Origin of the sequence: Clostridium algidicarnis DSM 15099 (assembly GCF_002934235.1) — a bacterium.
Taxonomy (GTDB): domain Bacteria; phylum Bacillota; class Clostridia; order Clostridiales; family Clostridiaceae; genus Clostridium_L; species Clostridium_L algidicarnis.
Window position 1 is genome coordinate 39,078 of record NZ_PTIS01000011.1, and the last position, 20,300, is coordinate 59,377.

A 20,300-nucleotide genomic window follows, 5' to 3' on the forward strand; every position below is an offset into this window, starting at 1 on the left:
TTATTGTACCTCCTCTACTATAATTGCTTTATCTAATATATCTTTTGGTATATCTATATTAAGCTTCCTACATACTTGTTGATTTATAACTATTTGAGTATCTTTAAGTTCCTCTACCTTCATAGTCTTTATATCTTTTCCTTCTAAAACCTCTGCTGCCATAACTCCAGATTGGAATCCTAGATTATAGTAGCTTATGCCATCCGTAGCTAAAGCTCCAGACTTAACATGAGCTTCTTCTGCTCCAAATATAGGCTTATTCTTACTAGAAAATTTTGAATAGATAAGTGGCATTGAAGATGCTACAAGGTTGTCTGTTGGTATATACAAAGCATCTACAGTGTTTACTATAGAATCTAATACCTGGGATAACTCATTTGTATTATTTATTCCAACTTGAACTATTTCCAAATCATACTTTGGTGCTATATCCTTCATATTGCTTATTTGAACCTCTGAATTAAGTTCACTTGTATTATATATAACTCCTACCTTCTTAGCCTTTGGAATTAAAGTTTTCAAAAGTTCAAGTTGCTTTGAAATAGGAACCATGTCCGATGTTCCTGCTACATTATTATTCATATCTTCTTTTGATTTCACTATCCCAGAAGAAACTATATCGGTTATGGCTGTAACTATAATAGGTGTAGTTTTTGTGTTATTATAGGCTGTTTGCGCTGAAGGTGTACCTATTGCAAATATAAGATCTTTTTTTAAAGCTCCAAATCTTTGAGCTATCATTTGTGATATAGCAATATCCCCTTGTGAATTTTGTATTTCTATATCTACATTTTCTCCACTCACAAGACCTTTAGAATTCAATCCTTCAATAAAACCTTCCCTTGAAAGGTCCAATGCAGGATGCTCTGCTATTTGTGATATACCTATCTTATATTTTATTGTACTAGTCTCTGATTTTACAGGTTTTATTAAGCCCCACATAAATACTAATAACATTGAAATAATTAAAATTAAAAATACATTTACCTTTTTTACTACCATACTACCATTCTCCTTTTTATATATTATCTTATATTAAAAAAAGCCTCTCCAAAAAGGAGAGGCTTAATAAACCCAAAATATTTTAACACAAAAAATACCTTACTTTATTAAGATAAAAGTTTTCTCCTACTATTCTACCATTCTACATTGCTTTTATTTTCACTATATTAATTTATTTTCAATTATTTCTATACTACTTAATTTAATATTTCTTCTTCTGCGTTGTTTCCTACTATACTACTTAATCACCTTTATTATATAAAGATTTATTTTTTATGTCAAATCTTACTTACAGCTTTATGTTATAAAATAGGAATGGATCTATGACCAAGTCCTATAACCACTTCATTTAGATGTAACAAACCTATACTTAAAAATATGCATACACTTAAATGTTCACCAGATCTTGCAATACCTATTTTACCTCCTACATTAAGTCCATTTGCCTTTGATGATATTTGAATTATGGCCTCTCTTGTAGCTCCTGCAACTGCACCCTCATGTACATGACAATCCTTTATTATACCTGTTCTCTTAGATGCCACTAAAGCTCTTTCAATTATTTTAGGTATAGATGAGGTTATATTACCTCCAATATCTACTGCCACTGCTAATATTTCTTCTTTATTAAAGTCTTTTATAAGGCCTTCCTCTTCACTTCTTGATGATATGGCCATTTTTACTGAAGCCTTTGCTATATCAAGACTACTATATTCTCTCATGAGTTTCCTCCTAATATCTTTTATGTATATTACTTATATATAAATTTATATATATTATAATTTACTTTAACCTTTTTTATATATTTATCGGTCTCTTTAAATGGTATATAACTTAAATTTTCACCATCTTTAGAGTATCTTTCATCTTTGAGCCACTTTTGCACATGACCTCTACCACCATTGTAAGAAGCTAAAACCAAATCTATATCTCCATTAAATTCTTCTTTTAAATTATCTAAATACCAACATCCCATTTTTATATTAAATTCAGGATCTTTTAAGCTTTCTACATTAAAATCTTTTATATCCATCTTTTCAGCTGCCCACTTTGAAGTATCTTCTGTTATCTGCATAAGTCCTACTGCATCTTTATTAGATCTTACTTCTTTTCTAAAACCACTTTCTGTCTTTATAATTGCAGCAACCATAAGAGGATCTAAGCTATATTCCTCACTATAATGTTCTATAAAATTTCTATATTTATATGGGTAAATAAAACCTTTTATTGTATAAAAAAAGCTAACTAAAACTACAAAAATTATACTTATAGTGTATGCAATTTTAAAACCCTTATTTTTCATACTCGCCCCCTGGTATATTAATTATTTAGCATTTTAATTAAACTTATTAATTCATGGACCTCTTCTTTTGTAGATTCTATGCTATCACTATTATCAATAATAAAATCTACATATTTCTTTTTCTTTTCTAAGTTCATTTGAGAATTTATTCTATCCATAGCTTCTTCCCTTGTAAATTTATTTCTGTCCATTAATCTTTTTATTTGTTCCTGGCTATTTGTCCACACCAAAATTATATAATCCACATAATCTTGCATATTATTTTCTATAAGTGTTGGTGCATCTAAAATTACTACTTTTTCACCTTTTTTTTCATATTCATCGAAAAGTTCTTTAATTCTATCTTTTATTAAAGGTATTATAATATTCTCGTATTTTACTCTTTCTTTACTATATTTAAATATATAATTTCCAAACTCTCTTCGTTTTAAGGCACCATCTTCATTAAAAAATGATTCACTAAAGGTTTGCTTTAACTCATCCGTAAGTGAAGGATATAGCATAAATACTTCTGTTGATACAATATCTGCATCAATAAAAGCAAATCCTTCCTCTTTAAGCATAGATGATACAGTACTTTTGCCTGTTGCTATGCCTCCTGTAAGTCCGATCTTTAGCATGATGGTGCCTCCTTTAATATTATTTATTGCCTAAATCATCAGTTACTTTTAAATTATATATTATTTATTTTGCTTCATACCATGTTTCACCTATATTTATATCTACTTCCAATTTTACGGAAAGGTCTAACACTTCTTCCATTTCCTTTTTTACTAACTCTTTAACCTCTTCTAATTCATCATTATAAACATTTAAAATAAGTTCATCATGAACTTGAAGTATTAGTGTACTTTTCATATTTCTTTTATATAATTCTTTTTGTACATTTACCATGGCAAGTTTTATTATATCTGCAGCTGTACCCTGTATAGGTGCATTCATAGCAAGTCTTTCTCCTGATGCTCTAACTATCATGTTAGATGCATTTGCCTCTGGTATATACCTTCTTCTATTTAAAAGAGTCGTTACATATCCATGCTTTTTAGCCGTAACAACTATATCTTCCATGTAATTTTTAACCTTAGGATATCTTTCAAAATAAGCATCCATATACTGCTTTGCTTCTTTTCTTGAAATCTTTAAATCCTTTGATAGACTAAAATCACTTATTCCATATACTATACCAAAGTTTACTGCTTTAGCTCTACCTCTTAAAAGTGGTGTTACCTCTTCCATAGGAGTATTAAATACTTCTGATGCTGTCTTTGTATGTATATCACTATGCTCATTAAAAGCGGAAATTAAATTTTCATCTCCAGAAATATGGGCAAGCACTCTAAGTTCTATTTGTGAATAGTCTGCGGATAATATAACAGAATCTTCACTCTCGGATACAAATACCTTCCGTATTTCTCTACCCATCTCGTACTTTATAGGTATATTTTGAAGATTAGGTTCTGTACTAGATAGTCTACCTGTTGTAGTAACTGTTTGATTGAAACTTGAATGTATTTTGTCATCACTGTCAATTACTGATTTTAATCCTTCTACATAGGTTGAATATATTTTTGCTAATTGCCTATGGTAAGTTATTTTATTAATAATAGGATGTTTTTCTGATAAAGCTTCTAAGACCTCAGCGTTAGTTGAATACCCAGTTTTTGTCCTTTTTATAACAGGTAAATCTAACTTCTCAAAAAGTATCTTTCCTAGCTGTTTTGGTGAATTTATATTAAACTCTTCCTCTGAAAACTCATATATCTCCTTTTGAACCTTATCTAATTCTAATTTGAATTTTTCACCTAGCTTATCTAACATATCTCTATTTATTCTAAAGCCTTCTTCTTCCATATGAGATAAAACCTTAGTTAAAGGAAGTTCCATCTCATATAAAAGGCTTTCCATATTAAATTCTTCTATCTTTGCTTTAAGCACCTCATAAAGTTCTACCATAAGTCTATTTTCGTGAGCCTTTAACGCTTCGCCTTCACCCTTTACTTCTCTACCTAGATATTCATTTATAAGTTCTTGTAGACTTTGTTGTCCTTTTGCTGAATCTATAATATAATTTGCTATTTTAACATCAAAGATTATACCTTCGAGTGTTATACCTATTTTTCTAAAGGAAGTGTATGCATTCTTAGCATCATAACAAATCTTTTTTATATTATTATCTTCCATAAATTCTTTTAGAATTAAAATTGTGTTTTCTCTATCCTTTTCTAAAAGATTACTAAGCTTTATAACAAAATCTTTCTCTTCAAAATCTATATATATACTTTCTATAGCTATATTTGAATATAATTCTTGGCCTATTATATCAAAGCTCATATATAAAGGCTTATTTTCCTTTGAACCTTTTATATTGTTTTTTAAAGCTTTAAGACCCTCTATCTCCTCAATTACATCATATTCATCAAAAGGGGTTTCATCTTTATCTTCTTCATTTTTAGGAAGTCTATCTATTAATGTTTTAAATTGAAGCTTAAAAAATAGTTTCTTTAATCCTAAAATATCATATTCTTGTTTAGACCTTATGGAATCTAGATCCATTTCTATTGGCACATCTGTTTTTATTGTAGCAAGCTTTTTACTAAATAATGCTTGCTCACTGTATTCATATAAGTTTTCTTTGATTTTCTTACCCTTTATTTCTTCTATATTTTGAAGTACTGATTCTACACTACCATAAGTTTGTATAAGCTTGTAGGCTGTTTTTTCTCCTATGCCAGGAACCCCTGGTATATTGTCAGATTTATCTCCCATAAGTCCCTTTACATCTATAAATTCTGTAGGCGTTACCCCAAAATCTTCTATCATTCTATCTTTATCGTATATTTCTTTCTCTGTTATACCTTTTTTAGTTATTATAACTTTTACATTATCTGTGGCTAGTTGAAGAGCATCTCTATCTCCTGTAACTATGTAAACTTCAATGCCTTTACTTTCAGCATAAACAGCAAGAGTTCCTATAAGATCATCTGCCTCAAAGCCATCTATTTCCATGATATCTATAGCCATAAGAGAAAGTAACTCTTTTATCAAAGGAAACTGCTCAAAAAGTTCTGGTGGCATACTTTTTCTTCCAGCCTTATACTCTTTATATTCTTTATGTCTAAATGTAGGAGCCTTCCTATCAAAGGTAGCTACCACGTAATCTGCCTTTATTTCTTCTTGAATTTTAAATAGCATTGAAGTAAACCCAAATACTGCATTAGTATGAATTCCTTCACTGTTAGTAAGTGGAGGTAATGCATAAAAGGCTCTATTCATAAGGCTATTGGAATCTAGTATTAACAATTTTTCCATGTTCATCCTCCATCTTCATAATAAAATTTTTAGTGATAACATTTAAATTAAGCGTACTTTATAAATATTAAATAATAATTAATTTGTTTTAATACTTAAGTAGTTCACTTCTATATCTTTCAATGTTTTCCTTTAGCTCATTAAAATCATCACTAGGAAACTTTTTTAAAATTTCATCTAATATATGAAATGCACATACATTTTCAAGTACTATACAAGCTGGAACTACAGCGGATATATCCGACCTTTCATAACGACTAGTTACATTTTCTTTCTTTATTAGATCTACAGAATTCAGTCCCTTTTTTACAGATGGTATAGGCTTTATTACAGCATACATTTCTATGTTTTCTCCATTAGAAATTCCCGCTTCTATACCTCCACAATTGTTGCTTGCTCTTTTTAAAGTTCCCTCTTCAAAATATGCTTCATCATTATATATACTTCCTATTAAAGGTAGGTCTAAAGTTTTTCCAAAAGACACAGCTTTTACTGCTTGAACAGACATAATTGCCATGGATAATATGCCATCTAATTTCCTATCCCAATTAGAATAGCTTCCAATCCCAATTGGAACACCCTTTATCCCTATATAAACCCTGCCTCCAATAGTATCTCCCTCTTCTTTGCACATATCTATAGTTGACTTCATACCATCCTCAATATGCTTATTATAGCATCGCATTGAGCTTTCCTCTATAATGCTATAATTTTCATCATTAAAAAGATCTATATTCTGGTCATAAAATTCTCCTAGACTATAAACCTTACTTCTAATATCGATACCTATATCTAATAGCATTTGTTTACATAGAGCACCTACAGCGCACCTTATAGCTGTCTCTCTTGCAGAGGTTCTCTCAATGCTATCTCTCATATCACCGGTTTTATACTTATGAAATCCTACTAAATCACCATGTCCAGGTCTAGCAACGCCTATTCTTTCTTCAGGTTTTACATCATTTTCAAAGTATTCTCTCCAATTTTCATAGTCTTTATTCTTAATTATAAAAGTTATAGGGTTACCTGTGGTCTTATTTCCTCTAAGTCCCGACCAAACATCAACCTTATCTCTTTCTATCTTCATTCGCTTTCCTCTTCCGTACCCTTGTTGTCTTCTTTTTAACTCATTGTCTATATAATCTATATCTACTTCATAATTAGATGGAATACCTTCTAAAACTGCAATCAATGCCTTTCCATGAGATTCCCCACCATCCAAAAATCTAAGGGGCATATTAATCACTCCCATTTAGTCTATCTAATATATTTTAAAATATCTTTATTATTCTACGCTCTAACTTATAAGAATAAACTGATTTAATTATATCATATTTAATTTAAACTGTATTAAAATTGGCCTTAAATTTACATTTAATAAACAAGTTCCTCTAGTATTAACCAATTATTTAACAAATATTAAAGAGTTCTAAACCCTTGGTTTAAAACTCTTTAATGTCTTTTAAAATATACTTAAATCTAATTCATCAGATAACTCCTTTAATATTTTAATACCTCCTACGCTATTTCCTTTTTCATCTAAGGATGGTCCATATACTCCAATGCCCATTCTTCTTGGCACTGATGCTAATATGCCTCCACCAACACCACTTTTTGCTGGTATACCTATACCTACTGCAAATTCACCTGAAGCATCATACATACCACAGGTAACCATTATAGTTTTAACTATACGACTTACCTCTCTTGATATTACCTTCTCTCCACTCCAAGGTAAGACACCATCATTTGCTAACATTGACCCTATTCTTGCAATATCCCTACAATTGCATTCTATAGAACATTGTTTAAAGTAAACATCTAAAATAGACTCTACATCGCCATCTAATAATCCATTACTTTTCATAAAATAAGCTAAAGCTCTATTTCTATTACCTGTAGCCTTTTCAGATCTGTAAACCTCTTCATTTATGGAAATAAATTTATTTCCTGTGATTTTTCTTGTGAATGATAATATGTTTTCTATCTTTTCTTCATCTGTATCACCCGATATTAAGGCTGTGGTTGCAATAGCACCAGCATTTATCATAGGATTGAAGGGTCTTTCTGGGTGTTTAACCTCAAGACTTGTTATAGAATTAAAACTATCTCCTGTAGGTTCCATTCCAACTTTAGAAAATACTGACTTTTTTCCATTATCTAATATAGCCAAAATTAGAGCTATTACCTTAGACATACTTTGCATAGTAAAATTCTTTTCAGCATCTCCTGCCATAAACTCCTTACCATCTAATCTAACTACGCACACACCTAAATCTTCTTTATTAGCTTTACCAAGTTCTGGTATGTACGAAGCAACAGTTCCTTCTTTTGTATAAATCTTATTACTTTCTATTATACCCCTTAATAAATTTTGCATATCTTGTCCCCTTATAATCTGCAAAAACTTTAGTTTATATTTTAATATATTTCGCCTCTATTTTTTCAGATCTCTCTATATTTAAAATAATATTTCACATACAATCTTAATATATATTCTTTTAATGTTTATTACAATAGATATTTAGTATTCTTATTCAAAACTTTATAAACTTTTATGTTAAGAGTAATTTATTTTCTATGTAATTTTATGTCTTAATAACTTTATTATAATTGTTTATTATCCTTATTCATATTTTCTCATTACAATACTTAAGCAAAAACAGTTGCATTCTAAAAAAAAATATGCTATGATAAACTCTGTTAGATATGCCGAAGTGGTGAAACTGGCAGACGCAACGGACTCAAAATCCGTCGGTAGTGATACCATGCGGGTTCGATTCCCGCCTCCGGCACCATAATTTTATAAAAATGACTGTATTAATAGTTTTAAAACTATTGATACAGTCATTTTTATTGGTTTCACACTACTAGCTTAAATTTCACTTTCCATATCTTTCTTTCTAGTAGATAACTCTTTTCAATTATTATCCTACTATATTTTTAGGCTGCTTAATGTATAATTCTTTATTTTTAACTAAATGGAATATTAACAGTGCTGTGAATATAAAAGAAACTACTGCCCATATCATTAAATCTTTGAAAGAACCAACATTTGCTATACCTATTATCCCAGCAAGTGCATAAAATACTATTGATGTAATGACCATACCTTTACTTTTCTTCGAACATAATAAAATTATGCCTGCAATAAGCCATGCTAATGCTAACATAAAGCCAGCTGAACCACTTGCTTCTTTGCTGCTTTCCATTGCATTGCCTAGTCCAGCTGCACAAGATTGAAATGTTATAATTGTAAATAAAACAATGCTTAAAATTCCGATTACTTTTTTCATATAAAATCCCCCTATTTTTGTTTTATTTATACAATTCTACATAACCTTTCATATTCCTTTAAATTCCTTAAAATTGTTTAAATCATATTTACTTGGTTATAATTATTACAAAACCCAATATTCTTTAATTTTTTATATTTATTTTATTTATAATACTTTCTGTTTTTCTAGTTTTGCTTTAAGCTCCTCATTCTATCTCTATCGTCTCTTTTTCTTTGAGAAAAGCTCACTGCCGTACTTCTTTGCATACTGAGATAATTAATTAGCTTTAATATTTGGAAATACTAATGCATGTGCTAGCTTAAAAAGCATAATTTAAAACACAACCACTATATTTTTAGCTTTTAAATTTAATTCATAATATGCATATTGCCTGAACATAACCCAACAAAAGAAGATTCAGTATTATTTATTTTTATACTATAACCTTTTCATCTTAGTTACTATTGGATCTGCCATTGTTCCAACAACTATTTGTACATTATTTGTACCTATTTTCATAATACCGCTTATACCCATCTTCTTTAATTTTATTTCATCTAATTTTGAAGTATCTTTTAGAGTTACTCTTATCCTTGTTATGCAAGCATCCAAAGAATCAATATTCTCCTTACCTCCTATCGATGCTAATATATTTAAAGCCTTTTCCTCTAAGCTTAAATTATTTAAAGGTGCATCTTCTTCTATATCATCTTCTCTACCCGGAGTTTTAAGGTCAAACTTCTTAATAAAGAATACAAATACGAAGTAATATATAACTGCAAATATAAGCCCTACAAATAAAATGCTTAATGGTTTTGTTGCTTTACCCCAATTTATGAAAAAGTCAGTAGCACCTGCTGAAAAAGCGAATCCATTACGCATTCCAAAAGCATTAGTAATTGCTAAAGCAGCTCCTGTTAATAGTGCATGTACTCCATATAACATTGGTGATAAAAACATAAATGCAAATTCTATTGGTTCTGTAATGCCAGTTAAAAAAGATGTTATTGCAAGACTTATTAACATACCTGCAACTACCTTTTTCTTTTCCTTTTTAGCTGTGGTAATCATAGCTAAACAAGCAGCTGGAAGTCCAAACATCATGATAGGGAAAAATCCTGTTAAATATGCACCAGCTGTTGGATCTCCTGCTAAAAATCTATTATAATCTCCCATGACTACCTTACCAGCTTCAGTTGTAAAGGATCCTAGTTGCTGCCAAAAGACAGTATTTACTATATGATGCAATCCAAAAGGAATTAACAACCTATTAAAGAATCCAAATCCGAATGCACCAGCAGGCCCTGTTTGAGCCATAAAGTTAGCAAAGCTATCTAATCCTTTTTGAATAGGAGGCCATATAAACCCTAGTACAATTCCAATAATTATAAATACAAACAAGCTAATAAGTGGTATGAGCCTATTTCCGTTAATAAGTTTTAACTTATTAGAAAGTTTTATATCCTTAAACTTGTTATAACATAATCCTGCTGTTATACCTGCAATAATACCTCCAAAAACGCCCATGTTAATAGTTTTATTAAAACTAAGAGCTACTCCATTTATAACAAAATATCCAATAAGTGCTGAAATAGCAGCAATTCCATTATTCTCCTTGGCAAACCCTGTTGCTATTCCTAATGCGAAAATAATAGGTAGATTATCAAATACCGCTGCTCCAGCCTTCATAATCCAAGGTATATTTAATAAGTCAGCATCACCAAATCTAAGTAATAATGCTGCTGCTGGTAATACTGCTATTGGTATCATTAATGACTTACCTAGTTTTTGTAAAAAGCCTAAAACTTTATCTTTACTTTTTGCCATCTTTTATCCCTCCATTTTTATTTGTAAATAGACTTAATAAATCCTCTTAAAAATTAAGGCCAGATAAATCCTGTTATAAGTCCTAAAACTAATCCTACAAAAGATGTAACTATTGGCACAAATCTCTTTCCTCCAAAGAACCCCAAGATTTGTGGTAGCTTAATATCTTTATATTTATTATATAAAAGACCAGCTGCAAGTCCTGATGCTATACATGCAAATACTTGCATAGATGCATTAATATCTACATTTATAGTTTTAGCAACACTAGTTAATACAAAATAACCAACAACAGCGGATATAGCTGCAACCCCGTTATTACCTTCAGCAATACCTACAGCAATACTTGCAGCAAATATAATTCCTAGGTTTTTTAATATTGCAACACCTATCTCTTTAATCCAAGGAATATTTAATACACTTGCATCACCAATCTTAAATAATATTGCAGCCACTGGTAATACTATAATTGGTGCAATTAAAACTTTCATCACACTAGTAAATAACTCTTGCAAATTATTTTTACTATTTTCCATCTTTACCCCTCCATTTTATTTTTATAAATTAATACACCATTTGTGAAAATCATAATTATTAACTTAAATGTGCAATTACATTCAAAATATTCTTGATATTTAACATATCTTTTCTCCGCCTCCTTTTTTTAATATGGTAGTCACATTTAACACTAAAGTTAAATAAAAAAAAGCCGAAAAGGATTAGAATTCTAATTCCTTTTCAGCTTTTGCCCTATTATTAATAGGTTACACGCTAATAAACGATTTCACATAAGTATATTTAATTATTAATATAATTATATAATATAAATATAGCTTTGTCAATATATGACTCTAACCTCTACCACTAATATATCCTATAAGTCTAATTACAACAGTTGCAACTTGACTGCTTTAACCTTTCTATGTGCATTGCTAAATAAGCTATCTCATCCTCTGTTATATCTATATAAAGTTGCTCTTCAATTATTTTAGCAGATTTTCTTGCGATTTTATAAGAAGATTTGTATTGTTTTTTAATAGCTGAAATAAGCTCGTTTTTAATAGGCTTATTATTTAAAAACCGTTCTATTGCAAACCTTATATGAGTTACAAATCTTGCATAATCTAAAGATCTTTTATCTATTTCTATGTCCATTTCTTCTTCCAAAAACTCTACAACACTATTGCATACAAAATTATATTTTATGGTGTTAGATAATTTGCCATTATTTCTTGCGGAATGTATGTGTAATGCTATAAATCCTACCTCTCCATCAGGTATTTTTATTTTTGTTGCTTTTTCAATAATAATAGTTGCCTTTTTTGCAATATCAAATTCTGTTTTATAAAGTATTTCTGTTTCTGAAAGAAAAGGGTTTTCTATTTCTTCATTGCCTTCTAACCTCTTAAGAGCGAATAATATGTGATCCGTTAGTGATATGTGTATCTTTTCATCTAATTCTTCTGAAAGTTCATTAGATATCATGACTATTACCTCTTCACTTAACGCAATTATTTCTTTATCTGCATAATTTATTAATTGTTTAAAGTTATCATAATTAGTTTTATCTTCTATAGTAAAAATCTTTTCTACCTTTTCACCTGAATTTATTATATCGCCAGTCTTCTTTCCAAAACCTATGCCTTTTCTAAATAGAATCTTTTCAATATCATTTTCATTTACTAATAATACATTGTTATTAAAGACCTTTACAACCTTACACTTATGGCAAATATAACTATTCATTGGAAATCCTCCATTCTCACAATAAATATATTTTATTATTCCATAGGATTAAAAGCTGCCATCACTATTTCATCATAATACTTTCCATCTTTAAATACCTCATCTTTTAGAATTCCTTCTACTTTGAATCCACATTTTTCATAACTCTTTTGTGCTCTTATATTAAAGGAAAAAGTACTAAGTCTTATCTTATGGATATTCATATCCTTAAAGATAAAATTCATTAAAACTTTCATAGCATCAGTTCCATAGCCTTTTCCTAAGTAATCTTTGTCTCCAATCATAATTCCAACTAAGGCTACACGTGTCAGCCAATTAACATTTTGTATATTGCAACCACCAATATACATCTTTGTTTTTATATCTTCTATTGCAAAGTTATACTCCCCACTTTTATCTGCTTTTTGCGATTTTACCCACTTTTCCTCTTCCCAAAGGGTAATTGGAAATGAGACATCTGTATCATAAAACTTTTTAAGCTCCTTATCATTAACAAATGACGTTACTTTTTCAATATCTTCTTCTTTATATGCTCTTAAACAAACCTTTTCTCCATAGTACATTTTTTACTATCTCCTTTTCCATGCAATTAATGTAAATAAATAAGAAATACTCCTATTTTGAAATACTTTATATACTATTATATCACTTACCCTTATACTTTCTAGTTAATTTTAAAAATCAAGTACCTACCTTATATTCATCCTATATATATTATATTCATTTCTTATTTTAAAATATTCTTTATTTTATTAAATACAGCTTTGAATATTAAAGTAATATGTTATATTCCTATAACTACCATCATAAATATAATGGATAAGTAATATATAGAAGGTTTCATATGCATAAAAACAAAGAGTCAATTGTAAATCCTTACTATAATTTTGATATTAATCTTTTAGACTGCAAATTTCTAGGTAAAGGCCATAATGGCATAGTATATCTACTTCCAGATGGAAATGTTATAAAAATTTGTTTTAATATTAAAAGTTTTATTGGAGAATACCTTATCTTACAAAGGGTAAATGGTAATAAATATTTCCCTAGGATATATGAGATAGGAGAAAACTACATGATAAGAGAATATGTAGAAGGCGATGTGTTACCAAAATACATAAGAAAACATGGTTTCAATGATGAGCTAGGTAAAAAGATTATTGAATTATTAAAGGAATTTAAAATATTAAAATTTACAAAAATAGATTTAAGATGTAAAGATATCTTTGTTCAACCAAACGGAGATTTAAAAGTTATTGATCCTAAAAAGTTTTATACTAAGGATAGAGATTTTCCAAGACATCTATCAAAAGGTATGTATAAACTTAAAATACTAGATTCATTTTTAGAAGTTCTAAAGAAAGAGGATCCTACTCTTTTTGATGATTGGACGCCTAAAATAATGAACTACATTAAAGAACTAAAATACTAAATGTTAGTATAATTATATTCACAGTCTAGGATTTTACCTCTATTTTGCTAAATCATTTTAATAAAAAATCCATGAGTTATAATAAATTTAACTCATGGATAAACCCTGAAAACATAGTAGGCTAAAATAATAACTATCTTTGTTTTTATCCCCGAAACGCTTGCCTAACATTTTTAACCCCAGAGTAGAATCCTGAAGCTGAAAGGCCAATGGTAATACCTGAAAGTATGCCAAATTTAAAGTTTCCTGGTGATACATACAAAATTCCTGCAATAATTCCTAGTATTAAATTCAGTAATGGTATTAACTTAACTTTTACTCCAAGCTCTTTAGCTACCTGGGATAAGCCCATAACTACAGCTGACATTAGTCCTATATCTTGAAAGTTAATCATATTAAATACCTCCATTACTATATAATATGAATCAGTATCTTTTATGATTACTATTTTTAGTATCCTTTTTATAAAAAGACAAAAAAAGATATTGGTGGGGGATACCAATATCTTTAAATTAAAAGGGTTATATAAATAAGGGGTTAGGTTACTTAATTTATTATTATATTTCTACAATATAAATATATCATATTTTATGGTAAAAGAGTATTAATATTCTGTTAAGGATTTCTAACTTTTATTAACACTTTCATATATAAACCTTTATACTTATAATTTATTTTTATTTTTTTGTTTAAAAGTAATATTAATATATATTTATTCATATTTTTATTTTGAAATGATTGTGAGGTGAATTTCCTTGAAATTACCCTATATAATAATATCCATAATAATAAGTTCAGTGCTTCTTGTTAGTTGCACTTTCTCTGATACTAATTTACCCATTAGTCCTAAACCTAGTAACCACTTTTATACAGAAAATTTATTTAATACCTTAAATGAATATAAAGAATTTTCGTCTACCTTATATGAAACTAATCTTCATAAAGAATCTTCACTTAATAAAGAGGACATGGAAGTATTAACAAACTTTTTTTCTTCACTTAATACCGATGACTTCATAGATGATCCTTATGGTATTGATAAATCTCCTAGTTATAAGATATTTATAACCATTAATTCTATGAAATATGTAATAAATATTTATGATGCTGATTTTATTTCCATTTATCCATGGGATGGCAATAAACAAATGGACTTCATATCCATGAAAAATATTCCTGTAGCCTATAATTTATATAGATTTTGCAAATATAAGATAGATAAGCCTTTATAAAACATATACTTATTTTCAACATTATATAATATATCTTATATCATAACTCTTTCTTTTAAGGTTAAAATCAAGTGATTCTTAGACTCAGGTGGAGTTTGCTTATAAGGAATCCATCTCTCCATCAAAGTCTTAGAAGAACTTATCCAGGGGCATAGCAGCCGTCATCCCCCACCTTGAAGAGGATAGGGGTGTTACGGATGGTAGCCATCGGATAAACTATTAAACTTTTACTTTAATGTTTGAGTAATTTATGTATTTTATATATACTTAATAAAAGAAGGAGTGAGACTATGGATATACACGCAGATTTTCATTTACACACCAATGCTTCTGATGGAAGACTTAGCCCTAAAGAATTAGTTAAGTTAGCAAAATCACAAGCTTTAAGCTTGATGGCTATAACAGATCATGATACAACGTCTTCCCTTTGTGAAGGCATTTTAACAGGTGAAAGATTGGGTATTAAAGTTATCCCTGGCATAGAGCTTTCTACCATACATAATGATGAAAGCATTCATATACTTGGATACTTTACTGATGATTCCTATAAGAATCCAAACTTTCAAAACTTTTTATCGGAAATACAAGATTATAGAATACGTAGGGCAAAAAAAATGATTTCTAATTTAGATGAATTTTTTAATATTAAATTAGATTACGAAGATGTGAGACAAAGTGCTAAAGGAGTAGTTGCAAGGCCGCATATAGCAAGGGCTATAATTGATAAGGGATACCCATATACATTTCAATACATCTTTAAGAACATTATAAATAAGGATAGTGTTGCTTACGTGCAAAATAAAAATATTTCTCTTAATGAAGGTATAACCATACTAAGAGATTTAAACGCAATAGTAATCTTAGCCCATCCAAAACTAATTAAAAAGACCCCTGTAGAGGATATAATAAAGTTCAATCTTCATGGACTAGAGGCTATATATTATCTAAACTCTCTAGAAGAACAAGAAAAGTATATAAATATAGCTCTAAAAAATAATAAGCTTATAAGTTGTGGATCAGACTTTCATGGAATAGAAAGTGATGTTAAACATGGATATATAGGCTCTATTGATAGTACATTAAATGAACTAGAAGACTTTATAAATATTTTTATTTAAGGTAATTCTACAATTTAACATTTAGTCTTACTTTTCTATTCCTATATATTATAAAGTGAAATATTTTAATATAATGTATAACATTAAAAGAGTAAGAATCTTAACTTAAGATTCTTACTCTTTTTTATTTTCTAAAGACTTATGCTTCTAATAAAAATGCACAGTACCCTCTCATTGCTTCATATATATCTGCCTTACTAGCTACTTCCCATGGAGCATGCATATTATGAAGTGCTACACCGGAGTCTATTACTTCCATGCCATATTCAGCAAGGATGTATGCAATAGTTCCTCCGCCTCCTTGGTCTACTTTTCCAAGCTCAGCTGTTTGCCATGTTACATTATGTTTATCCATTATTGTTCTAAGTTCTCCAATGTATTCAGCATTAGCATCGTTGCATCCACCTTTTCCTCTAGATCCAGTGTATTTGTTAAATACTAATCCTTTTCCAAAGTATGCTGAATTTCTTTTTTCCATAACAGATGGATAGTTAGGATCATACGCAGCGCTAACATCTGAAGATAACATCTTTGAATTTGAAAGACATCTTCTAAGTTTTAACTCACTGTAATCAGAAGTTCTATCCATAATTTCTGCTACTACATTTTCAAAAAATCTTGATTGCATACCAGTAGCACCTATGCTACCTACTTCTTCTTTATCTACTAATAAAGTTACATAAGTTTTCTTTGATTTTTCCATTCCTATCATTGCTTCGAAAGAAGTGTATGCGCATACTCTATCATCATGACCATAGCCCATAACCATACTTCTATCAAATCCATAATCTCTTGCTCTACCAGCTGGAACTACTTCAAGTTCTGCTGACACAAAGTCTTCTTCTATAATGCCATACTTCTCATTTAATAATTTTAATATATTATTCTTAACTCTTTCTTTTGAATCTTTATCTTCTAGTGGCATACTTCCAACTAATATATTAAGGTCTTCACCTTCGATAGCTTTCCCTAATTTTTTATCCATTTGATCTGCTGATAGATGAATTAAAAGATCTGAAATTCCTATAACTGGATCGTTATCATCTTCACCTATTACTATTTCAACAGTAGTTCCATCTTTTTTAACCATAACTCCATGTACACTTAAAGGAATAGTAACCCATTGATATTTCTTAACTCCGCCATAATAGTGAGTTTCCATAAGAGCAAGGTCTGTATCTTCATATAATGGATTTTGCTTTAAATCAAGTCTTGGAGAATCTATATGTGCTCCTAATATACTAAGACCTTTTTCCATCTTTTCCTCACCTATTAAGAACATAGCTAAGTTTTTACCTTTATTGTTTGCGTATACTTTATCTCCTGGTTTTAATGTTTTACCTTCTGAAATAACCTTTTCTATGTCCATGTAACCCTTTGCCTCAGCAAGCTTTATAAACTCTGTAACACATTCACGTTCTGTCTTACATTTAGATATAAATTCTTTATACCTATCACTTAAAGCAAATACCTTTTCTAGGTCCTGTTTTGAATACTTATCCCAAGCAGAATCGTAAGTTTTAGTCAATACATTTTTTGGTTCATTATTAGTTGACATAAGTTTATCCCCCATTCATTTTATAAAATTTTAGCAAGAATTTTAGCAATAATTACATTTTACATGAATTCTAAGTTAAATACAAACCTGTAATTTACTTTTATTTTTCATTGCTTATTATATAATCAATTTTTACATCTAATGACTCCATAGGAACATAATCTACTATCTGATTTTTATAAGCTAGTGCGATTTTTACAGCTTGTTTTTTTAGATCTCTTAAAAATCTATCGTAAAATCCTCCTCCATAGCCAAGTCGTCCACCCTTTGTATCAAATGCTAGTCCAGGAACAAATACGACATCGATATCTTCTGCTTTAGCTACATTATCTTTATTATATTTAGGTTCTAGTATTCCCATATAATTAGCCTCAAGGTCCTTTAAAGAATTTATATATACTGCCTCCATACCAGCTTCTTTCGATATAATCACTGGCACACATACTTTTTTATTTAATAAAAGAGCATTTTTAATTATTTCATGTGTATCCACTTCATCTTTATAACTTACATATATAAAAATAGTGTTACTGTCTTTAAACTTTTGATCATTTAAAACATTTTCTAATATTAGACTATCGTAATACTTTCTATCTAATGCACATAATTCTTTTCTTTTATTTTTAGATATAATTCTTAAATCTTTTTTATCATTATTCATCTTCATCTATATTCATCTCCATTCTTTGATCTATTATTTCTGCTGGAGTCACATTTGACATATGGCTGTATCTATAATTTGCAGCTGCAGCTTCCACTATAACAGCTATATTTCTTCCAGGCCTTATAGGTACTGTTATTTTTCTTACAGGCACATTTAGTATATCTACATATTCTTTATCTATACCAAGTCTATCATAGACATCTTCATCTTTCCAATGTTCTAAACTTATAACAAATTTTATTGTTTTATTATTTAACACTGAACTAAGTCCATATAAAGCTGGAACGTCTATAATTCCCATGCCTCTTACTTCTAACATACCAAAGGTTATATAAGGAGACCTCCCCTTTAGTATACCATCAATCTCTTTTATATCTACTGCATCATCTGCAACCAACCTATGTCCTCTTTTTATAAGTTCTAAGGCTGTTTCACTCTTACCTATTCCACTTTCTCCTGTTATTAATATACCTATGCCATAAATATCTAATAATACACCGTGTACTCTGGTTTCTGGTGCTAGCTTATCATCAAGATATGTAGTAAGTTTACTTATAAATTTTGTAGATATCATACTAGTTTTTAAAACCCACTTATTGCACTTAATAGCATTTTCAAGTAATTCGCTATGAGGGTCTAAGTCTCTTGTTAGTATTAGACAAGGAGTTTCAAACGTGAAATACTTTTTAAGTCTTTTTTTTCTAAGCTCTACTTGCATGTCATCTATAAAACTCCATTCTGCCATACCCATTATCTGAATTCTATCTTTAGAAAAATAATTGTAGAATCCTGCAAGTTGTAATCCTGGTCTATTAAAGTCGCTGGTAGTTATCATTATTCCTTTTTTACCTTCAGATAAAACTTCTAAATTGAAATCTTTTATTAGTTTTTCTACTGTAACTGTCATCTTTTCACCCCTAAGCTTTAATTTAATAAAAATAGCTAATATATTTTATATCCTATTTTTTTTCTATAGTCTCTAACTGAGCTCTGAAATTAGATTTAACGTTATCTATATATCTTTGCCTTAACTCTTTTTGTTCAAGGGTTTCTTCTTCCGTTAAGCCTTCCTCTTGACTTTTTTTATATAAAATATTTATTCTATTGATAACATCTTCAATTTTCATAATATCATCCTTTCTTATATGTTTTATGTGAAAGATAAGCTCAAAGCAACCCCACATATTTATAACTTCTGTACATTATATTAAATATTATTTAAACTAAATTTGATAATTAAATTAAAGATTTTTGAAATTACCTTCTATATTATATTAAACATTATTTAAACTAAAATTACAAACACAAATACATATTCTCTAACATTATCAATGAATTTATAATTTTATTTAACATTTAAAATGTATGTATCTTGTATCTTACGGTATATTTATACAAATTCTTGTATAAATTTGTAGTATTGTGTAGTAATTTGACTAAAACTTTTTCTTTTATATTTTTCAAATTCTGATAAAATAGTTTAAGTAGCATACTAGTTTTGGAGGCGTGCAGATGGAAAAAGATATATTAGAAAATGAGATAGAATCTTTGAAAAATGATTTATATAAGTTACTATCTACAAAAAAACCTACTGACAGTTGTGTAGTTGAATGTAGTGAGACATTGGACAAGCTTATTGTTAAATATTATAAATATTTAGATTGAACCCTCACAAGTCCTTTAAAGATTTAATTTTAAAAATGTCCAATTAAAATATAAAAAACTTGTATAAATTAATAATATATCATAAACATAAAGGTCATAAATTAAATAATATACTTCCTTATATATTTTATAATATTTATTTTTATACAAGTCTCTCATTTATACT

21 protein-coding genes and 1 tRNA gene are annotated in these 20,300 nt (G+C 29.1%); 5 read left to right on the forward strand and 17 right to left on the reverse strand.

Translation table 11 applies throughout. From position 1 onward, the window contains the following. From BD821_RS08625 to glsA, 7 genes are all read right to left on the reverse strand, one after another. Positions 1 to 1,002 (reverse strand): ABC transporter substrate-binding protein, encoded by a 1,002-nt coding sequence (locus BD821_RS08625; RefSeq protein ID WP_104410126.1) that lies wholly within the window; start codon positions 1,000 to 1,002, stop codon positions 1 to 3. Between the two features lie 302 nt (positions 1,003 to 1,304). Then, entirely contained in the window at positions 1,305 to 1,724 is a 420-nt protein-coding gene (locus BD821_RS08630; protein WP_029450831.1) for a HutP family protein, read from the reverse strand. Positions 1,725 to 1,753: 29 nt separating this feature from the next. Then, positions 1,754 to 2,305: a lytic transglycosylase domain-containing protein gene (locus tag BD821_RS08635; RefSeq protein ID WP_029450832.1), complete on the reverse strand. Its 552-nt coding sequence runs from the start codon at positions 2,303 to 2,305 to the stop codon at positions 1,754 to 1,756. A gap of 17 nt (positions 2,306 to 2,322) precedes the next feature. Continuing rightward, the gene (gene coaE, locus BD821_RS08640; RefSeq protein ID WP_104410127.1) at positions 2,323 to 2,925 is read right to left on the reverse strand and encodes a dephospho-CoA kinase; all 603 of its coding nucleotides are present in this window, start codon (positions 2,923 to 2,925) and stop codon (positions 2,323 to 2,325) included. 64 nt (positions 2,926 to 2,989) lie between these two features. Then, positions 2,990 to 5,620 carry a DNA polymerase I gene (polA, locus tag BD821_RS08645; RefSeq protein WP_104410128.1) on the reverse strand — a complete coding sequence of 877 codons (2,631 nt, stop codon included), beginning with the start codon at positions 5,618 to 5,620 and terminating at the stop codon, positions 2,990 to 2,992. A gap of 82 nt (positions 5,621 to 5,702) precedes the next feature. Next, positions 5,703 to 6,851: a chorismate synthase gene (gene aroC / locus BD821_RS08650; RefSeq protein WP_104410129.1), complete on the reverse strand. Its 1,149-nt coding sequence runs from the start codon at positions 6,849 to 6,851 to the stop codon at positions 5,703 to 5,705. A 225-nt stretch (positions 6,852 to 7,076) separates the two neighbouring features. Continuing rightward, a complete protein-coding gene (glsA, locus tag BD821_RS08655) occupies positions 7,077 to 7,994 on the reverse strand; it encodes a glutaminase A (protein ID WP_029450838.1) in 918 nt (305 codons plus the stop codon). Between the two features lie 331 nt (positions 7,995 to 8,325). Between glsA and BD821_RS08660 the strand changes: the two genes are divergently transcribed. Next, a tRNA-Leu gene (locus tag BD821_RS08660) sits at positions 8,326 to 8,412 on the forward strand. A gap of 129 nt (positions 8,413 to 8,541) precedes the next feature. Here the strand turns inward: BD821_RS08660 and BD821_RS08665 are convergent. From BD821_RS08665 to BD821_RS08685, 5 genes are all read right to left on the reverse strand, one after another. Continuing rightward, positions 8,542 to 8,910: a hypothetical protein gene (locus BD821_RS08665; protein ID WP_104410130.1), complete on the reverse strand. Its 369-nt coding sequence runs from the start codon at positions 8,908 to 8,910 to the stop codon at positions 8,542 to 8,544. Between the two features lie 420 nt (positions 8,911 to 9,330). Beyond that, positions 9,331 to 10,719: a PTS transporter subunit EIIC gene (locus BD821_RS08670; RefSeq protein WP_104410131.1), complete on the reverse strand. Its 1,389-nt coding sequence runs from the start codon at positions 10,717 to 10,719 to the stop codon at positions 9,331 to 9,333. Positions 10,720 to 10,772: 53 nt separating this feature from the next. Next, positions 10,773 to 11,255 (reverse strand): PTS transporter subunit EIIC, encoded by a 483-nt coding sequence (locus BD821_RS08675; RefSeq protein ID WP_104410132.1) that lies wholly within the window; start codon positions 11,253 to 11,255, stop codon positions 10,773 to 10,775. Between the two features lie 346 nt (positions 11,256 to 11,601). Beyond that, entirely contained in the window at positions 11,602 to 12,465 is an 864-nt protein-coding gene (gene glcT / locus BD821_RS08680; RefSeq protein ID WP_104410133.1) for a glucose PTS transporter transcription antiterminator GlcT, read from the reverse strand. 35 nt (positions 12,466 to 12,500) lie between these two features. Then, positions 12,501 to 13,028 carry a GNAT family N-acetyltransferase gene (locus tag BD821_RS08685; protein WP_104410134.1) on the reverse strand — a complete coding sequence of 176 codons (528 nt, stop codon included), beginning with the start codon at positions 13,026 to 13,028 and terminating at the stop codon, positions 12,501 to 12,503. A 281-nt stretch (positions 13,029 to 13,309) separates the two neighbouring features. Between BD821_RS08685 and BD821_RS08690 the strand changes: the two genes are divergently transcribed. Continuing rightward, complete coding sequence (locus BD821_RS08690) at positions 13,310 to 13,897, forward strand: protein kinase (RefSeq protein ID WP_104410135.1); 588 nt, start codon at positions 13,310 to 13,312, stop codon at positions 13,895 to 13,897. Positions 13,898 to 14,042: 145 nt separating this feature from the next. Here the strand turns inward: BD821_RS08690 and BD821_RS08695 are convergent, their stop codons facing one another. Next, positions 14,043 to 14,291, reverse strand: a complete 249-nt coding sequence (locus BD821_RS08695; RefSeq protein WP_104410136.1) for a hypothetical protein — start codon at positions 14,289 to 14,291, stop codon at positions 14,043 to 14,045. Positions 14,292 to 14,652: 361 nt separating this feature from the next. Here BD821_RS08695 and BD821_RS08700 point away from each other — a divergent pair, with 361 nt between their 5' ends. Then, positions 14,653 to 15,129, forward strand: a complete 477-nt coding sequence (locus tag BD821_RS08700) for a DUF4883 family protein (RefSeq protein WP_169994083.1) — start codon at positions 14,653 to 14,655, stop codon at positions 15,127 to 15,129. 290 nt (positions 15,130 to 15,419) lie between these two features. Further along, complete coding sequence (locus BD821_RS08705; RefSeq protein WP_104410138.1) at positions 15,420 to 16,247, forward strand: PHP domain-containing protein; 828 nt, start codon at positions 15,420 to 15,422, stop codon at positions 16,245 to 16,247. Between the two features lie 139 nt (positions 16,248 to 16,386). Here BD821_RS08705 and BD821_RS08710 read toward each other — a convergent pair whose 3' ends face one another. The 4 genes from BD821_RS08710 to BD821_RS08725 form a co-directional block, all read right to left on the reverse strand. Then, positions 16,387 to 17,805 (reverse strand): aminopeptidase, encoded by a 1,419-nt coding sequence (locus BD821_RS08710; RefSeq protein ID WP_104410139.1) that lies wholly within the window; start codon positions 17,803 to 17,805, stop codon positions 16,387 to 16,389. 100 nt (positions 17,806 to 17,905) lie between these two features. Next, positions 17,906 to 18,472 carry a 5-formyltetrahydrofolate cyclo-ligase gene (locus BD821_RS08715; RefSeq protein ID WP_226104594.1) on the reverse strand — a complete coding sequence of 189 codons (567 nt, stop codon included), beginning with the start codon at positions 18,470 to 18,472 and terminating at the stop codon, positions 17,906 to 17,908. After that, on the reverse strand, positions 18,459 to 19,376 hold the full coding sequence (hprK, locus tag BD821_RS08720; protein ID WP_029450853.1) for an HPr(Ser) kinase/phosphatase: 918 nt from the start codon (positions 19,374 to 19,376) through the stop codon (positions 18,459 to 18,461). Before hprK ends, BD821_RS08715 begins: the two co-directional genes overlap by 14 nt. A gap of 52 nt (positions 19,377 to 19,428) precedes the next feature. Next, positions 19,429 to 19,596, reverse strand: a complete 168-nt coding sequence (locus tag BD821_RS08725) for a DUF896 domain-containing protein (RefSeq protein ID WP_084170461.1) — start codon at positions 19,594 to 19,596, stop codon at positions 19,429 to 19,431. 385 nt (positions 19,597 to 19,981) lie between these two features. On the opposite strand from BD821_RS08725, the gene BD821_RS08730 reads away from it, so the two are divergent. Then, on the forward strand, positions 19,982 to 20,134 hold the full coding sequence (locus BD821_RS08730; protein ID WP_104410140.1) for an aspartyl-phosphate phosphatase Spo0E family protein: 153 nt from the start codon (positions 19,982 to 19,984) through the stop codon (positions 20,132 to 20,134). Positions 20,135 to 20,300 lie beyond the last annotated feature (166 nt).

What these genes read in the sequence shown, in the direction of transcription:
- BD821_RS08625 (WP_104410126.1), bottom strand. Translation starts at nt 1,002, where the DNA reads ATGGTAGTAAAAAAGGTAAATGTATTTTTAATTTTAATTATTTCAATG.
- BD821_RS08630 (WP_029450831.1), bottom strand. Translation starts at nt 1,724, where the DNA reads ATGAGAGAATATAGTAGTCTTGATATAGCAAAGGCTTCAGTAAAAATG.
- BD821_RS08635 (WP_029450832.1), bottom strand. Translation starts at nt 2,305, where the DNA reads ATGAAAAATAAGGGTTTTAAAATTGCATACACTATAAGTATAATTTTT.
- coaE (WP_104410127.1), bottom strand. Translation starts at nt 2,925, where the DNA reads ATGCTAAAGATCGGACTTACAGGAGGCATAGCAACAGGCAAAAGTACT.
- polA (WP_104410128.1), bottom strand. Translation starts at nt 5,620, where the DNA reads ATGAACATGGAAAAATTGTTAATACTAGATTCCAATAGCCTTATGAAT.
- aroC (WP_104410129.1), bottom strand. Translation starts at nt 6,851, where the DNA reads ATGCCCCTTAGATTTTTGGATGGTGGGGAATCTCATGGAAAGGCATTG.
- glsA (WP_029450838.1), bottom strand. Translation starts at nt 7,994, where the DNA reads ATGCAAAATTTATTAAGGGGTATAATAGAAAGTAATAAGATTTATACA.
- BD821_RS08665 (WP_104410130.1), bottom strand. Translation starts at nt 8,910, where the DNA reads ATGAAAAAAGTAATCGGAATTTTAAGCATTGTTTTATTTACAATTATA.
- BD821_RS08670 (WP_104410131.1), bottom strand. Translation starts at nt 10,719, where the DNA reads ATGGCAAAAAGTAAAGATAAAGTTTTAGGCTTTTTACAAAAACTAGGT.
- BD821_RS08675 (WP_104410132.1), bottom strand. Translation starts at nt 11,255, where the DNA reads ATGGAAAATAGTAAAAATAATTTGCAAGAGTTATTTACTAGTGTGATG.
- glcT (WP_104410133.1), bottom strand. Translation starts at nt 12,465, where the DNA reads ATGAATAGTTATATTTGCCATAAGTGTAAGGTTGTAAAGGTCTTTAAT.
- BD821_RS08685 (WP_104410134.1), bottom strand. Translation starts at nt 13,028, where the DNA reads ATGTACTATGGAGAAAAGGTTTGTTTAAGAGCATATAAAGAAGAAGAT.
- BD821_RS08690 (WP_104410135.1), top strand. Translation starts at nt 13,310, where the DNA reads ATGCATAAAAACAAAGAGTCAATTGTAAATCCTTACTATAATTTTGAT.
- BD821_RS08695 (WP_104410136.1), bottom strand. Translation starts at nt 14,291, where the DNA reads ATGATTAACTTTCAAGATATAGGACTAATGTCAGCTGTAGTTATGGGC.
- BD821_RS08705 (WP_104410138.1), top strand. Translation starts at nt 15,420, where the DNA reads ATGGATATACACGCAGATTTTCATTTACACACCAATGCTTCTGATGGA.
- BD821_RS08710 (WP_104410139.1), bottom strand. Translation starts at nt 17,805, where the DNA reads ATGTCAACTAATAATGAACCAAAAAATGTATTGACTAAAACTTACGAT.
- BD821_RS08715 (WP_226104594.1), bottom strand. Translation starts at nt 18,472, where the DNA reads ATGAAGATGAATAATGATAAAAAAGATTTAAGAATTATATCTAAAAAT.
- hprK (WP_029450853.1), bottom strand. Translation starts at nt 19,376, where the DNA reads ATGACAGTTACAGTAGAAAAACTAATAAAAGATTTCAATTTAGAAGTT.
- BD821_RS08725 (WP_084170461.1), bottom strand. Translation starts at nt 19,596, where the DNA reads ATGAAAATTGAAGATGTTATCAATAGAATAAATATTTTATATAAAAAA.
- BD821_RS08730 (WP_104410140.1), top strand. Translation starts at nt 19,982, where the DNA reads ATGGAAAAAGATATATTAGAAAATGAGATAGAATCTTTGAAAAATGAT.